At 64.9% G+C, this 15,823-nt stretch carries 14 protein-coding genes and 1 pseudogene; 12 read left to right on the top strand and 3 right to left on the bottom strand.

Going from position 1 to position 15,823, the window contains the following annotated elements; genetic code table 11:
• The 4 genes and pseudogenes from DXK93_RS30515 to flhF form a co-directional block, all read left to right on the top strand.
• Positions 1-995 (top strand): annotated as a pseudogene (locus DXK93_RS30515) (chemotaxis protein); the annotation flags it as partial.
• Between the two features lie 186 nt (positions 996-1,181).
• Positions 1,182-2,336 carry a flagellar biosynthesis protein FlhB gene (gene flhB / locus DXK93_RS30510; RefSeq protein ID WP_054456664.1) on the top strand — a complete coding sequence of 385 codons (1,155 nt, stop codon included), beginning with the start codon at positions 1,182-1,184 and terminating at the stop codon, positions 2,334-2,336.
• A 3-nt stretch (positions 2,337-2,339) separates the two neighbouring features.
• Positions 2,340-4,460, top strand: a complete 2,121-nt coding sequence (flhA, locus tag DXK93_RS30505) for a flagellar biosynthesis protein FlhA (protein ID WP_119452092.1) — start codon at positions 2,340-2,342, stop codon at positions 4,458-4,460.
• Positions 4,457-7,264: a flagellar biosynthesis protein FlhF gene (gene flhF / locus DXK93_RS30500; RefSeq protein WP_119452091.1), complete on the top strand. Its 2,808-nt coding sequence runs from the start codon at positions 4,457-4,459 to the stop codon at positions 7,262-7,264. The genes flhA and flhF overlap by 4 nt, the downstream gene beginning before the upstream one ends.
• Before the next feature lie 107 nt (positions 7,265-7,371).
• Here flhF and DXK93_RS30495 read toward each other — a convergent pair whose 3' ends face one another.
• The 3 genes from DXK93_RS30495 to flgA form a co-directional block, all read right to left on the bottom strand.
• A complete protein-coding gene (locus tag DXK93_RS30495) occupies positions 7,372-7,851 on the bottom strand; it encodes a flagella synthesis protein FlgN (RefSeq protein ID WP_054456868.1) in 480 nt (159 codons plus the stop codon).
• 31 nt (positions 7,852-7,882) lie between these two features.
• Entirely contained in the window at positions 7,883-8,176 is a 294-nt protein-coding gene (gene flgM, locus DXK93_RS30490; protein ID WP_054456667.1) for a flagellar biosynthesis anti-sigma factor FlgM, read from the bottom strand.
• A gap of 129 nt (positions 8,177-8,305) precedes the next feature.
• Complete coding sequence (flgA, locus tag DXK93_RS30485; protein WP_119452095.1) at positions 8,306-9,019, bottom strand: flagellar basal body P-ring formation chaperone FlgA; 714 nt, start codon at positions 9,017-9,019, stop codon at positions 8,306-8,308.
• A 177-nt stretch (positions 9,020-9,196) separates the two neighbouring features.
• Between flgA and flgB the strand changes: the two genes are divergently transcribed.
• The 8 genes from flgB (at position 9,197) to DXK93_RS30445 (ending at position 15,818) form a co-directional block, all read left to right on the top strand.
• Positions 9,197-9,604, top strand: a complete 408-nt coding sequence (flgB, locus tag DXK93_RS30480) for a flagellar basal body rod protein FlgB (protein ID WP_054456668.1) — start codon at positions 9,197-9,199, stop codon at positions 9,602-9,604.
• Between the two features lie 23 nt (positions 9,605-9,627).
• Positions 9,628-10,047, top strand: a complete 420-nt coding sequence (gene flgC, locus DXK93_RS30475) for a flagellar basal body rod protein FlgC (RefSeq protein ID WP_054456669.1) — start codon at positions 9,628-9,630, stop codon at positions 10,045-10,047.
• A gap of 20 nt (positions 10,048-10,067) precedes the next feature.
• Positions 10,068-10,766 (top strand): flagellar hook capping FlgD N-terminal domain-containing protein, encoded by a 699-nt coding sequence (locus DXK93_RS30470; protein ID WP_054456670.1) that lies wholly within the window; start codon positions 10,068-10,070, stop codon positions 10,764-10,766.
• Positions 10,767-10,837: 71 nt separating this feature from the next.
• Complete coding sequence (locus DXK93_RS30465; RefSeq protein ID WP_054456671.1) at positions 10,838-12,337, top strand: flagellar hook-basal body complex protein; 1,500 nt, start codon at positions 10,838-10,840, stop codon at positions 12,335-12,337.
• A 37-nt stretch (positions 12,338-12,374) separates the two neighbouring features.
• A complete protein-coding gene (locus DXK93_RS30460; RefSeq protein WP_119452090.1) occupies positions 12,375-13,139 on the top strand; it encodes a flagellar basal body rod protein FlgF in 765 nt (254 codons plus the stop codon).
• A gap of 65 nt (positions 13,140-13,204) precedes the next feature.
• Positions 13,205-13,990 (top strand): flagellar basal-body rod protein FlgG, encoded by a 786-nt coding sequence (flgG, locus tag DXK93_RS30455; RefSeq protein WP_054456673.1) that lies wholly within the window; start codon positions 13,205-13,207, stop codon positions 13,988-13,990.
• Entirely contained in the window at positions 13,990-14,679 is a 690-nt protein-coding gene (locus DXK93_RS30450; protein ID WP_119452089.1) for a flagellar basal body L-ring protein FlgH, read from the top strand. The genes flgG and DXK93_RS30450 overlap by 1 nt, the downstream gene beginning before the upstream one ends.
• Before the next feature lie 2 nt (positions 14,680-14,681).
• Positions 14,682-15,818: a flagellar basal body P-ring protein FlgI gene (locus tag DXK93_RS30445; RefSeq protein ID WP_119452088.1), complete on the top strand. Its 1,137-nt coding sequence runs from the start codon at positions 14,682-14,684 to the stop codon at positions 15,816-15,818.
• Positions 15,819-15,823: the final 5 nt, after the last annotated feature.

The following is a 15,823-nucleotide window of genomic DNA, read 5'->3' as shown; positions in this document are numbered from 1 at the left end:
AGATGTGTATAAGAGACAGGGGATTCGCCGTGGTCGCCAGCGAGGTCGGGCGGCTGGCCGAGCGTGTGAACTCGGCTACCAGCGATATCGGCCGGCATACCGCCGAGATGTTGGAGCTGGTGGAAACGACCCAGAATCAGACTGGCACATTGCGCGAGGACGTCAACGCGTCCGGCGCAGTGCTGGATCGGACATGCTCCGGCTTTGAGCGTTTCGTGCGGGACTTCGACAGCATGAATCGCCAGGTCGGCGACGTTGTCCAGGCCATAGGCGAGGTGGACTCCACCAACCACGGTATGAGCGAGGAGGTGGGGCGGATAGCGGCGTTGAGCGCCGACGTGTTGAATCGCGTCGGCAACATGTCCAGCGAAATCGACCGCATCCGTCGCCAGACGGAGAGCGTGCAGGAGGTGCTGGCCGACATACGCACCGGCAATACCGCCTTTGACGGCCTGTCCCAGGCTGTCGAAGCCTTCCGCGACGCCGCTGTCAACCTTCTGGAAGACGCCAGAAGCCGTGGTGCCGATGTGTTCGACCGCCACTACCGGCGCATTCCCGGCAGCGAACCTGCGCGCTACCACACCAGTTACGACCGGCAGATCGATGAGACCGTGACGCAGTTGCTTGATAGTGTGCTGGATGGCGTGCCGGGCGGGATCTACACGATCCTGGTGGACGGCCGGGGATACGCGCCGGCCCACAATCGCCGCTTTTCGCAAGCGCCTACCGGGGATCCGAAGCAGGACATCCTGCGAGTGCGCAACAAGCGCATCTTCGATGATCCGGTGGGCTTGCGCCTGGCGACCAATACCGGCGGGATGCTGCTGCAGACCTATTCCCGCGATACGGGCGAAATCGTCAATGACATTTCCATCCCGGTCTATCTGGGGTCGGAACATTGGGGCGCGGTGCGGATCGGCCTGGACTTCAACCGCTTCCAGGCGGCGGCCGGAGAGGGCGAGGCAGACCGGCTGGCGGTCGCCACAGGCCACTGACGTGGCTGGCCTGCCCGGGCCTGGGGGCGTTCCGGGCGGGCCTGGAGCGCGCCGCCTGAAACGCATCCGGGAATAGCGCCGCTTTCCCCCCGTTTCTTGGCTTATCGCCAGACCCCGGGGCCTCCTAGAATCTCGGCGGGCAGCTCGTAATTCCAGAATCCGCGAGCCGCAACGACACCGCAGAGCATGGCCGAAGAAAGCGACCTCGAAAAAACCGAAGCCGCCTCTCCCAGGCGCCTGGAAAAGGCGCGCGAGGAGGGGCAGATTGCGCGTTCCCGCGAGTTGGGAACGTTCATGATGCTGGCGGCGGGCGTGGGCGCCATCTGGGTGGGCGGCAGCTCGCTCTACCGGACCCTGAGCGGCGTGTTGCGCAACGGCCTGGCGTTCGATCAGCGCATCGTTCTCGATCCCGGCGTGATGGTCGAGCGTGCGGTGGAGGGTTTCGGCCAGGCCCTGCTGGTGCTGTTGCCGATTTTCGGGCTGTTGGCTGTCATCGCCGTGTTGTCCAGCGTGCTTTTGGGCGGCATCGTCATCTCGGGCAAGCCCCTGCAGTTCAATTTCTCCAAGCTCAGCCCCATTTCCGGGGTGAAGCGGATGTTCTCGTCACAGACGGTGGTGGAGCTCATCAAGGCGCTGGCCAAGGCCGCGCTGGTCGGCGGCGTGGCGGTCTGGGTCATATGGCGCTACCACGACGACATGCTCAGCCTGATGCACGTGGCGCCGTCGGCGGCGCTGATCAAGGCGCTGACGCTGGTAGCGATGTGCTGCGCCTTCATCGTGGCGTCGCTGATGATCATCGTCATGCTGGACGTGCCGTGGCAGATCTGGAGCCACCTGAAGAAGCTGCGCATGTCCAAGGAAGACGTGCGCCAGGAACACAAGGAAAGCGAAGGCGACCCTCACGTGAAGGCGCGCATTCGGCAGCAGCAGCGCCAGGCGGCGCGCCGCCGCATGATGGCAGAGGTGCCGAAGGCGGACGTGGTGGTCACCAACCCCACGCACTACGCCGTGGCCCTGAAGTACGACGAGGAAAAGAGCGGCGCGCCGCGGGTGCTGGCCAAGGGTACGGGCCTGATCGCAGCCAAGATCCGCGAGCTTGCCGCCGAGAACCGCATCCCCACATTGGAAGCGCCGCCCTTGGCGCGCGCATTGCATCAACACGTGGAGCTTGGGCAGGAAATCCCGTCCGAACTCTACACCGCGGTGGCAGAAGTGCTGGCGTGGGTCTTCCAGCTGCGCTCCTGGCGGGCCGGTTGGGGCGCCGAGCCGACGGCCCCGACCCGGTTGCCCGTGCCGGTCGAGCTGGACCCGCAAGCCAAAACCGCAGCACAAGGAGCTTAAGGAATGAGCGCTTTGCTCACCATGTTGAAAAGTAACGGGGCCACGCATGCGCGGCTGCTGGCAGGGCCCATCCTGATCGTAATGGTGCTGGGCATGATGGTTTTGCCCCTGCCCACGTTCCTGCTCGACCTGCTGTTCACCTTCAACATCGCGTTGTCCGTGATGATCCTGCTGGTGGCCATGTTTACGCGCAAGCCGCTGGATTTCGCGGCATTTCCGGCCGTGCTGCTGTTCGCCACGCTGCTGCGCCTGTCGTTGAACGTCGCCTCCACCCGCGTGGTGCTGCTTCATGGCCACACCGGGCCCGACGCCGCGGGCAAGGTCATCGAGGCCTTCGGCCACTTCCTGGTCGGCGGCAACTTCGCCGTGGGGATCATCGTCTTCGTGATCCTGACCATCATCAACTTCATCGTCATCACCAAGGGCGCGGGCCGTATCGCCGAGGTGGGCGCGCGCTTCACCCTGGACGCGATGCCGGGCAAGCAGATGGCGATCGACGCGGACCTGAACGCGGGCCTGATCGGCGAAGACGAGGCGCGCAAGCGCCGCGCGGAAGTCTCCCAGGAATCCGACTTCTTCGGCTCGATGGACGGCGCCAGCAAGTTTGTGCGCGGCGACGCCATCGCCGGCCTGCTGATCATGGCGATCAACATCATCGGCGGCTTGATCGTGGGCGTCGCCCAGCATGACATGTCGATGGGTGATTCGGCGCGCGTCTACACGCTGCTGACCATCGGCGACGGCCTGGTGGCGCAGATCCCGGCGCTGGTGATCTCGACCGCGGCGGGCGTGGTGGTGTCGCGCGTTTCGACCGACCAGGACATCGGCCAGCAGATTCTCAGCCAGCTGTTCTCCAACCCCAGCGTGCTGTTCCTGACCGCCGGTATCGTCGGCATCATGGGCCTGATCCCCAATATGCCGCACGTTGCATTCCTGACCCTGGCCGGCGCGCTGGCCTGGGGCGGCTGGATGCTGTACAAGCGACAAACCGCGGCAGCGGCCGCGGCGGCCGAGGTGCCGCCACAGGCGATTACGCAGGCACAGGCCGCGGCGGCCGAGGCCAGTTGGGACGACGTGTCCATGGTGGACCAGCTAGGCCTTGAGGTCGGCTACCGCCTGATCCCGCTGGTGGACCACGCCCAGAATGGTGAACTGCTGCACCGCATCCGCAGCCTGCGCAAGAAATTCGCGCAGGACGTAGGCTTTTTGCCCCCGGTCGTGCATATCCGCGACAACCTGGAGCTCAAGCCCAACGATTACCGCATCCTGCTGTCCGGCGTGGAGGTCGGTCACGGCGTCGCCATGCCTGGCCAGTGGCTGGCCATCGACCCGGGCGGCGTGACCGTGCAGATCAAGGGCACGCCCACGACCGATCCCGCCTTCGGCTTGCCGGCGCTGTGGATCGACGGCAGTCTGCGCGATCAGGCGCAGGTGGCGGGCTACACAGTGGTTGATGCGGGTACCGTGGTCGCTACCCATCTGAATCACCTGATGCATCGTCACGGTTCCAATCTGCTGGGCCGCCAGGAAGTGCAGCAATTGTTGGACCGCATTGGACGCGATGCGCCCAAGCTGGTCGAAGATCTGGTGCCCAAGACCCTGTCGCTCACGGCATTGCAGAAGGTATTGCAGGGCCTGCTGTCGGAAGAGGTGCCGATCCGCGATATGCGCACCATCATCGACACCTTGTCCGAGCACGGTCCGCGCCTGGCGGCGCTGGCCGCGGGTACGGGCAGCCAGCCCGACATCAACGAACTGATCGCGCTGACGCGTCGTTCGCTGGGCCGCGCCATCACCCAGCAATGGTTCCCTGGAGAGGGCGAGCTGCGGGTGATTGGCCTGGACGTGAAGCTTGAGCGTGTGCTTTCGCAGGCGATGACGACCAGCGGCGGCCTGGAACCCGGGCTGGCAGATACCTTGCTGCGCGAAGCGCAGGCTGCGGTCGAACGCCAGGAATCGCAGGGCAACGCGCCGGTGCTGCTGGTGTCTCCGGTCTTGCGTGCGCCTTTGTCGCGCTTCCTGCGGCACCATCTGCCGCAGCTGGGCGTGTTGTCGAATACGGAAATACCCGATGAGCGCATGGTGCGTGTTACCGCGCTGATCGGCGGAGGTAATGGGGCATGAAGATAAGCCGATTTTTTGGGGCGAATAGCCGCGATGTGATGCGCCAGGTCCGGCAGGTGCTGGGCCCGGACGCGCTGATCGTGTCGAACCGCAGCGTCGATGGCGGTGTGGAGGTGCTGGCCACCGTCGAAGGCGCTTTTGACGATGCCGGCCATGAGGCCGAGCCGCGCCAGGACGCCGCGCCCGTCCGGCCGCCCGAAGCGCTGCCGCCTGCGGGCATGCGATTCGATCTGCCTGAGCAGGCAGGGCGCGCGTCCACGCCTGTGATGCCGCAGGGCGGATATGCGACGCCGTCGCGTTCGATCGCCGCATACCAGACCGCCTACGCCTCTTCGACGCAGCCTGAAGATGAGACACCCCAGGTTGCTCCGATAGCGCCCCAGCCGGTGGCGCCCGTGCGGGTTGAATTGCCATCGCTGCCGCCGTTGCGCCAGGTCCCCGCAGATCAGTCCGCCGCATCCGCTGCCGCGCCTGGCGCTCCTGCCGCATCGTCCGCATATGCTTCCGCGCCGGCAGGGTTGGTCCCGGCGGTACCTGTAGCCTATGCGGGCCAGCCGGCAAGCGCGGCTCCAGCGCCTGCGGCCTATACGCCGTCCGCGCCCCAGCCGGCACCCGCGCCTGCCATGGCCCGCATGCCGGACGCGCCGTTGCGCCAGCCGCCAGTTTTGCCCTCTGCTGCCATGCCGGCCGACGCCGCAGCCGGACTGCAGGACGCCATAAGCGCGCTGCGCGGCGCTTTGGAAAGCCGCATGGATGGCCTGCTCTGGGGCGGCCGCCAAGGGCCAGGCCGGGAACCCGCGGGCGCGGCTCTGTTCCGCAGCCTGCTGGATGCGGGGTTCAGCACCAAGCTGGTGCGCACGCTGGTGGAGCGCCTGCCGGAAGGAATGACGACGGAAGCGGCGCTGAGCTGGGCCCGCAACGAACTGGTGACCCACCTGCCCGTGCTGCGTTCCGAGGATGAGTTCCTGGCTGGCGGCGTATATGCCCTGGTCGGTCCGACCGGTGTGGGCAAGACGACCACGCTGGCCAAGCTGGCCGCACGCTGCGTGGCGCGCGAGGGCCGCGAGCAGGTCGCGATGCTGACCACCGACAATTTCCGGATCGGCGCGCTGGAACAGCTGCAGATCTACGGACGCCTGATGGGCGTGCCCGCCCACTCCGTGCGCGACGCGGGCGAGTTGCGCCGCATCCTGGCCGAATTGGGCAGCCGCAAGATCGTGCTGATCGATACCACCGGCATCAGCCAGCGCGATCGCCAGGTGGCGGAACAGGCAGCCATGCTGTGCAATGCGGGCAAACCCGTGCGCCGGCTACTGGTGCTCAACGCGGCCAGTCAAGGCGACACGCTGGATGAAGTGGCGCATGCATATCGCAATGGCGTGGGCGAGGATGTCGCCGGTTGCATCATTACCAAGCTGGACGAGGCTACGCGCCTGGGCGCGGCGCTGGATACGGCCATCCGCCATCGCTTGCCCATCCATTACATGTCGGTCGGGCAGAAAGTGCCGGAACACATGGAGCTGGCCCGCGCCGACGTGCTGATCGACCGCGCCTTCTCGATGGTCGAGCGCGCCCGCGCGCTGTACACCCCTAGCGAGGCAGACCTCGCTACGCTGGTGTCCGCGTCGCGGGAGCCGGAAAGCGTGGATCCAGCGCGCAAGCGGCAGTTGCTGGCGTCCGCCATCCTGCGTCCACAAGGCGGCGCGGGGTCCATCGAGGCCGCGCAGAACCTGGACGACGCGATCACCTGGCTGGAAAGCGATCCCGCCTGCGTGCAGGCTCGCGCATCCTGGCGCGGCTATGTCGGCGACAGTTCGGGCGCGAGCGTAGCCGCCCTGGGCGATGACCCCTTGGCGATGGTGCGTCGAGAGTTTTCCGCGCTTTGCGGACGGCACCTGCTTGCCATGCATGGCAAAACCGCCATGAAGGGGGAGGGCCTCCCGGGCGGGGCCTTGCTGGGCACGCTGCTGATGAGTGATCGCGGCACGGCTTTGGCGGCACCAGCGCAGCAATTGGTGCTGCCGCACGGCCTGTTGTCCTCCTTTGCGCCAGCGGCGCCGGCCCAGCCGGACGCGGCCCTGGCGCTAGAGGCGCGAGTGGCCTGGCTGGCCGAGAAATTGGCGCGCGTCCCGGTCGTACACATGCTGGAAACCGGTACTTCCGCCTTGTGGCCAGCTTTGAACGAGCAGGGCGTTGCCTGGGTTGCGCGCAGCGCTGGCGGGCAGCGCGTCATCCAGGATGACTGCCCGACCAATCTGAATGCCGTGGGCAAGAGCGTGGGCTATCTGCCCGTCGGCCAACCTGGCGATATGCCGGGGCTGCACAGCGTCCAGGGCAGCAAGCGCGTGCCCCTGGCGTTGTGGGCCTCAGGTACGGAAGTGATCCTGCCGGGCCGCAACGGTGGCGAGCCCGTCCGGCTGGTCTGCGCCCGGCTGATCGACACGGTCAGTGGCGAGGTGGCCGGACAGTTGTTCGGCATGACCAATCTGCCCGCGTCCCAAGCGGATGCCGCCACCGTGGCGCGCTGGCTGGTGCTGCAGGATGAGGCCAAGGCGGGGTTCCGCTATATGGCGAATGCGTGGCAGGCTTTGCCGGCGGTGGACGGCGCTCATGCCTTGGCGCGCCAATCGCTAATGGCCGGCCAGATGGGCGCGGCATGTTGGCAGCTGGCGCATACGCCGGCAGCGGAAGTGCTGCGCGGCCCCCTGTCGGGCATCATGGGAACGGATCGCAAGCTGTCCGGGCGCATGTTGCCGGTGGCTTTGCTGAAGATGTATGCGATGCTGGAAATGACGGCGGGGTGACGACGGCCGTTGTCGCAGTGGCTTTGCGCAAATATGTGATGGGTTGCGCGCGATAGCGAGGTGGGATCTTGCGCGCGAACTGGCGCGCTTTACCCATCCAGCCAGGTTCAACCAGCCACGATGGGCTTGCGGCCCGGGCCGCTGCGTGCGCCACGCCCGCGGGCGTCGTAAGTGGACACGGTGCCACCCGCCGCGCCCAAGCCGCGCAGGGCGTCCAGCGACTGCTGTGTGTAGCGCAGATGCACGTCGATGAGCGCGCCGTTGCGCAGGTTGATTTCGTTGGCGGATGCCGATTTGCTGAGCAAAGCCTGCCAGACGCCGGACAGTTGCGGGTGCAGAACAGCCGCCTGCTCGGTGCCGGTGTGCCCGGCGGGCAGGCCAATTTCCGCGAGCAGGGAGTCCCGGACCTGGCTCAGGTCCACAAGCTTGCGGGCGACGTCGCCCTTGCGCTCGGTGATTTCCTGCAGCGTGCCGACGCTCCCCAGGCCCACCAGCACCTCGGTCTCTTCTTCCAGAATGGCGGAGAACTCGGTGATCAGGGCATCTTCCTGGCGCATGCAGGATTGCAGGGATTCGACGGTGCTCATGGTCATGCTGTTGGACTCGGGAGATTCGGGGTTACTTCAGCAAATCGCGGGCGCTGGCAATCAGACTGTCCGCGATGCGGCCGGTGTCGATCTTCAACTGACCCGATGCGATTGCCGCACGGATGGCGGCGACGCGTTCAACGTTGATGTCATTGGAGCCGTCCTGCAGCGCCAACAGTTTGCGCGACGCCGAGCTCAGCGCCACCTGCGAGCTGCTGGAGCCGCTGGCGCTACTGGCGCCATAGGCCTGGGCAACCGCCGAGTCGGCGCGGGGCGCGACGGCGTCAGCCGATAGGGGGCGGTTAGTGGTCGAATTGATCTTCAAGATTTTCTCCGCAGGGCGTCCTGGGTCGGTTGTGCGACGGTTTCGCCTACTTATGCCTCAGTAACGGCAGGGCCGGACGGAACTTTAGGGGCAGGCGGCGTGTTGGTGCAATGCGACATGTAACAACAATTACAGTTGTATTTCCACCAGGCCGGCGTTGCGCACCACGCCGCTGACCACTTGGCCGCCTGCGGTGCGGACCTGCACGGTTGCGCCAGGTGCGGCGTTGTCGAGCGCCTGGCCTTCGCTGCTGACGACGAAGCCCTTCCCGCGCGCGTTGATGCGGACGTTGGCGCCGCGCACCACCGATTGTGCGCTGCGCAATCCGGAACCCCGCACCGCTTGCCCCGCATTGATCCGGTGCACGGCCGACATGCCCACCACGGTTTGCGGATCTGTAATCGCGCCAGGGGGCAGGGAGACCAAATCGCCGTCTCTTGGAGCGAGGTCGTCCGGCGTCAGGGCCTGCCCCGCAGCAATCATGCGGGCGGCGACGTAGTAGTGGCCCGGCACGCTCACCGTCGCCTGGACATACGCCGTCCAGGGCTTGGGCGCGTTGCAGCGCACCCCGACCGTCATGCGTGAACGCAGTTTCATACCCGAGGGCATAAACGGGGACATGGCGTCGCAAGGCGCCAGGCGTTCCGCGCGCGGCGGGTCTATCGCGATCGAGGGCTGCCCTGGAAGGCCGGCCAGTTGATCCAGCAGATAGGTTTGTGCGGCAAGAGCGATCGCCTCGGGTGCCTGGACGGCGGCTTCCTGCCCCTGCGCGGCGGCCAGGGGCAGCAGCAGGGCTGCCAGGCAGCCTGCGCGCGCGCGGAGTCGGAGTGCGGATATTTTCATGATGGAGGAATTGTAGAAGTCCGCGGCATTCGGCAATACGTGAATTGGATGAGAAATGACGGGTTATTTGGCTGATTGTGTTGAGCCCCCGGCCCCTATGATGCCGTCATCCAATGGGATAACGGTCTGTCCGGCGTCCCTGGCTTTATCTGAATTGCAACGCACCAAGGCGCCCCGATGCTAGACAGGCTTAATGAAGATTTTCGGTTCTTCCAGCAGTCCCTGGGACTGCGCGCGCAGCGCCAGGAAGTGCTGTCGTCGAACATCGCCAATGCCGATACGCCCAACTACAAGGCGCGCGATTTCGACTTCAAGACGGCCATGGCCAACGCCATGGAAGGCACGAAACGCCTGCCCGACACCGCGCTCACGCTGACTGCCGCTCGCCATATTCCGGCCAAGGCCGTATCGCAAGGTCCGACGGAACTCCTGTACCGCCTGCCGTACCAGCCGAGCATGGATGGCAACACGGTGGACATGGACATCGAACGCGTGCAGTTCGCGGATAACACGCTGCATTACCAAAGCACGATGCAGATGCTGTCTGGCCGTATCCGGACCATGATGGCCGCAATTCAGGAATGATTCTTTAAAGGGAGCGGCAGGCAATGTCCTTGTTGAGCATTTTCGATATCGCCGGTTCGGCGCTCAGCGCGCAATCGCAGCGCATGAACGTGGCGGCCAGCAACATGGCCAACGCCGACAGCGTGGTTGGCCCCGACGGCAAACCCTACCGCGCCCGTCAGGTCGTGTTCCAGGTGAATCCCCCGGCCGGCCAGGCGCTGGGCCAGGAAATCGGCGGCGTGCGCGTGGCTGGCGTGGTCGAAGACCAGTCACCCTTGAAGCAGGTCTATGACCCGCAGCACCCCATGGCCGACGCGCAGGGTTACGTCAGCATGCCCAATGTCGACCCGGTGGCCGAAACCGTGAACATGATCGCAGCCTCGCGCTCTTACCAGGCAAACGTGGAAGTGCTCAACACCGCCAAGGCCCTGATGCAGAAGACCCTGACCATCGGCCAGTCCTAATTTCCGGAACCAGTTAATCCATGACCACTATCGACCAATCGACGAGCAAGACCGGCTTGGGCCTGGCTCAAACGGGCGCCAATAGCAGCAGCACGGCGCAAGGCCTGCAGGACCAGTTCCTGAAACTGCTGGTCACGCAGCTGCAGAACCAGGATCCCCTGAACCCGATGCAGAATGCCGAGCTGACCTCCCAGCTGGCGCAGATCTCCACGGTGGAAGGCATCACCAACCTGAAGAACACCATGCTCGCCATCAGCGGCCAGATCGACGTGTCGCAGTCGATGAATGCCGTGGCCATGATAGGCAAGGGCGTGCTGATTCCCGGCTCCAAGATCAAGTCTGGCGTGGATGCGGCAAATCCCGAGGCCCGCGTCGTCACGCCTTACGGTCTGGACCTGCAGGGCGATGCCCAGAAAGTGCAGATCCGCATTTCCGACGCCAATGGCGCGGTCGTGCGCACGATCGAAACGACAGACCAGAAGCCCGGCGTGTACACGCTGTCCTGGGATGGCAAGAACGATAACGGCATTGTGCTGGAACCGGGCGCGTACACCGTGTCCGTCCTGGCTACGGATGCCGATGGCAAGAAGGTGAATGCGGAAGTCCTGAGCTACGGCCAGGTCAAGAGCGTGGCGTACTCCACTGAAGGCCTGAGGCTGGATCTGGGCCTGGAAGGCCAGACCAGCATGCTGGACGTGCGCAAGGTGATCGGCGCCTGAAGCGGGCGCAATGTATCGGTGCCGGCGCAAGGGCGGCGGCTTCCCCTAGTTAAAGATTAGCGAGAACAAACATGGGTTTCGGACAAGGATTGAGCGGCTTGAACGCCGCAGCGCAGAACCTGGACGTCATCGGCAACAACATCGCCAACTCCGGCACGGTCGGCTTCAAGTCCGCCACCGCGTCGTTCGCCGACGTTTACGCCAGTTCGCGCGTCGGCCTGGGCGTGAAGGTTGCGGCCATCAACCAGCGCTTTACCGTGGGTACGGTGAACGGCGGCGGCGGCGAATACGACATCGCCATTGACGGCGCCAAGGGCATGTTCCGCGTAACCGACCAGAGCGGTGCGGTGATGTACACCCGCAACGGCGAATTCCTGGTCGACAAGAACAATTTCATCATCAACGCACAGGGCTATCGTCTGACGGGTTATCCGCCGGGCTCCGTGGGTGCGAATCCGGTGGAATTGCAGTTGCCTACTGCCAACGTGGCACCGAAGGCGACTTCCACTGGCACCACCGTGGCCAACCTGGATGCCAACGCGAAAGTCATCTACGAAACGGATACGCAAACCAAGGCACCCGTCCTTGGAAGGGTCACGTTGGGCACGGCGCCCGCCACTGTGTACACCTTCAGCCGTGATGCTACGGGAACGGCAACGCTGGAGGATACCGTGCCGGCCGGTCTCGGACTGCCGGCCCCGGGCTCCACCTTCACCGTCGGTACGGAAACGGTAACCGTGGGCGCGGGCGGCGTGATTACGGGTGGTGATCTGTCGAAGATGGGGGCGTTTACTGAGTACACGGCGGCTGTCGTCGAAACTGGCAAGCCGTTCGACCCGAAGCTGTCCAACTCCTATACCAACGCCTCGCCGATGACGGTGTTCGACTCGCTGGGCAATTCCCATCAGGTCATGCAGTACTTCGTGAAGCGCCCCGCAGCTACTGCGGATACCAGCACGTACGACGTTTACTACACGATCGACGGGCAGGCCATGGCGCCGACCACTGAAGCGGGCGGAGTCTGGGGCAACCCGCAGAAGTTCACCTTTAACAAGGCCGGCGTGATGACCAGCGCACCTGTCGTCAATCTGTCCTTCGCCAACCCGGGTGGCGGCACCACGCCCGCAGATCCGATCAACATTGCGATGAACTACGCCGGCACCACACAGTTCGGCAGCGCCTACAAGCTGGTAGCCAAGCCGGACGGATACGCTTCCGGCGAGTTCAGCGGCATCAACATCAGTGGTGACGGCAGCATAGTGGCGAGCTACACAAACGGCGAGACCCAGGTCGTCGGCACTATCGTGCTGGCTGACTTCTCCAACCTGCAGGGGCTGCAGCCCGTGGGCAACAACGCCTGGACGGAAACCTCAGCCTCCGGCCAGCCCATCCTGGGCCAGCCCGGCACCAACGGCCTCTCCAAGGTCGTGGGCCAGGCCACGGAGTCGTCCAACGTCGACATGAGCAAGGAACTGGTCAACATGATCATCGCCCAGCGCACCTACCAGGCCAACTCGCAGACCATCAAGACCCAGGACGAAATCATGCAAGTCCTGATGAATCTGAAGTAAGCCGGGCAGGCACGAGACGACACCGACGGAATAGGCAATGGACCGTATCATCTACACCGCCATGAATGGCGCGGCGCGCATCACCGAGCATCAGGCCGCGCTTTCCAACAACATGGCCAACGTGAACACGGCGGGTTTCCGCGAGCAGATCGCGCTGTACCGCTCCGTGCCGGTCACGGATGGGACGAGTCTGCCCACGCGTGTTTCGACGGTGGCGTCCACGCCGCGCAACAGCTTCCAGATGGGCAATATGCAGACCACGGGCCGGGACCTGGACGTGGCGCTGTCCAGCGAGCGTGGCTGGATCGCCGTGCAGACGCCGCAGGGCGAGGCGTACACCCGCGCGGGCAGCCTGCAGGTCGGCATCAATGGCTTGTTGCAGACCTCGTTGGGCCAACCCGTGTTGTCGGACCAGGGCGGCCCCATCGACGTGCCCGACCAGGCCGCGCTGACCATCACCGCGGACGGCACCATTACCGCCATCGGCGCAGGCGACGCGCCGAACAACATCCTGAACCTGGGCCGGATCAAACTGGCCAGCCCGCAGAACGAGCAGCTGGTGCACGGCGACGATGGCGTCTTCCGCATGGCGCCCATCAATGGCCAGCCCGCGCCTCCGGTGCCTGCCGACCCCAGCCTGCGGCTGTTGTCGGGCGTGCTGGAAGGCAGCAACACCAATCCGATGGCGGCGATGGTCGGCATGATCGCCAACGCCCGCCGCTTCGAGCAGCAGATGCAGGTGATCCAGCAGTCGGACCGCAACGCCGAGCGCGCCAACGGCATCCTGTCGGTAAGCGCGTGATACGGCAACTGAACTAGAAACATTTTTTGCGCGCGGCAGGGCCGCGGCACCAGGAGTACTTCATCATGATGCGTTCGTTGTGGATCGCCAAGACGGGTCTGGAAGGTCAGCAGACTTCCATGGACGTGATTTCGAACAACTTGGCCAACGTTTCGACCAATGGCTTCAAGCGTGGTCGCGCCGTGTTCCAGGACCTGATGTACCAGACGCTGCGTCAGCCTGGCGCCCAAGTCGGCGACGCTACCCAGCTGCCGTCGGGCCTGCAACTGGGTACCGGTGCGCGCGTGGCCGCGACCGAGCGCATCCACACCGCCGGCAATCTGAACAACACCGGCAGCGAGATGGATATCGCCATCAATGGCCGTGGTTTCCTGCAGGTCGAACTGCCTGACGGCACCCAGGCCTACACCCGCGACGGCGCACTGCAACGCGACCAGAACGGCCAGTTGACGACCGTCAGCGGCTACGTGATCCAGCCGCCGATGAACATCCCCGACAATGCGCTGTCGATCTCCATCGGCAACGACGGCATCGTTTCGGTGACGCAGCCCGGCGCCGCTGGCATCAACGTGCAGATCGGCCAGCTGCAGATCGCCACGTTCATCAACCCCACCGGCTTGCAGAGCGTCGGCGAGAACCTGTACCTGGAGACCGACGCTTCGGGACCCGCCAACCTGTTGCAGCCTGGCGTGGACGGCGCCGGTTCGATCATGCAGAAGTACGTTGAAACCTCCAACGTCAACGTCGCTGAAGAGCTGGTCAACATGATCACCACCCAGCGCGCCTACGAAATGAACAGCAAGGCCGTCAAGACCTCGGACGAAATGCTGGCCCGCCTGACCCAACTGTGATGCCCATGTCTGTCCTGCGCCTGGTATCGAGTGCGGCCCTGGCTATGCTGGTGGCCGGTTGCGCCATGATCCCGCCCGAGCCCATCGTGACCGGGCCGACGACGGCGGCGCCGCCGCCGCCGCCCACGCCCATGGCGCAGCCCACGGGCTCGATCTATCAGCCGACGACCTACGGCAACTATCCCTTGTTCGAGGACCGCCGGCCGCGCAACGTGGGCGATATCGTCACCATCGTCCTGAACGAAAAGACCAACGCTTCCAAGAACGTCGCCACCAACACCAACCGCAGCGGCAGCGCTTCCCTGGGCATCGCCGCCGCGCCGTCCTTCATGGATAGTTGGGCCAATGCCAACCTGAACACCGACGCCAAGGGCGGCAATGTGTCGCAGGGCAAGGGCGACAGCACGGCGAACAATGCCTTTACCGGCACCATCACGACCACGGTGGTGGGGGTGATGTCCAACGGCAACCTGCAGGTCGCGGGCGAAAAGCAGATCGCCATCAACCGGGGCAGCGAATTTGTGCGCTTCTCCGGCGTAGTCGATCCGCGCTCCATTACCGGCACCAACACCGTGTCGTCCACGCAGGTGGCCGACGCCCGCATCGAGTACCGCAGCAAAGGCGTCATGGACGAAGTCCAGACCATGGGCTGGCTGCAACGCTTCTTCCTGATCGCTTCGCCGTTCTGAACATGAAACAACCGAATCCGATATCCGCCTTGGTGTCCTTGTTGGCGCGCGTCTGCATTTCGGTCGGGCTGATGGCCGGCGCGGGTGCGGCGCACGCCGAACGGCTCAAGGACCTGGCGTCGATCCAGGGCGTGCGGGGCAACCAGCTGATCGGCTATGGCCTGGTCGTGGGTCTGGATGGCAGCGGCGACCAGGTGCGGCAGACGCCGTTCACGCAGCAAAGTCTGACCAATATGTTGTCGCAGCTCGGTATCACCGTTCCGCCCGGCAGCAATATGCAATTGAAGAACGTGGCCGCGGTCATGGTCACGACCACGCTGCCGGCTTTCGCCCGTCCGGGCCAGACGTTGGACGTGGTGGTTTCGTCCATGGGCAACGCCAAGAGCCTGCGCGGAGGCACATTGCTGATGACCCCGCTCAAGGGGGCCGATAGCCAGGTCTACGCGATCGCCCAGGGCAACATCCTGGTGGGCGGCGCGGGCGCCTCCGCCGGTGGCTCCAGCGTGCAGATCAACCAGTTGAATGGCGGGCGCATCAGCGCGGGCGCCATCGTAGAGCGCGGCGTGCCCACCACGTTCGCGCGTGACGGCTACGTTTATGTGGAACTGAACAATACCGATTTCGGCACGGCGCAGAATGTGGCCATGGCGTTGAACCGCAAGTTCGGCCAAGGCACCGCCACTGCGCTGGACGGACGCGTGGTGCAGGTGCGCACACCGATGGATCAGGCTTCGCAGGCGCGCTTCCTATCGCAGCTCGAAGACTTGCAGGTGGCGCGCGCGCCCACGGTGGCCAAGGTCATCATCAATGCGCGCACGGGTTCGGTCGTCATGAACCGCACCGTCATGATCGAAGAAGCCGCCGTGGCCCACGGCAATCTGTCGGTCATCATCAATCGCCAGAACCAGGTATCGCAGCCTGACACGCCTTTCACGGAAGGGCAGACGGTGGTGGTACCCAATACGCAGATCGAGGTGCGCCAGGAGAACGGTTCCCTGCAACGCGTGAGCACCAGCGCCAATCTAGCGGATGTGGTCAAGGGCTTGAACGCCCTGGGCGCCACGCCGCAGGACCTGCTGGCGATTCTGCAGGCCATGAAGACCGCCGGCGCCTTGCGCGCCGAACTGGAAATCATCTGACGGCC

This window comes from Achromobacter sp. K91, assembly GCF_003576205.1.
GTDB classification, from domain to species: Bacteria; Pseudomonadota; Gammaproteobacteria; order Burkholderiales; family Burkholderiaceae_B; genus Achromobacter; species Achromobacter aegrifaciens.
Note: the sequence above shows the minus strand (reverse complement) of the source record. Positions and strands in the feature narration are given on the sequence as shown.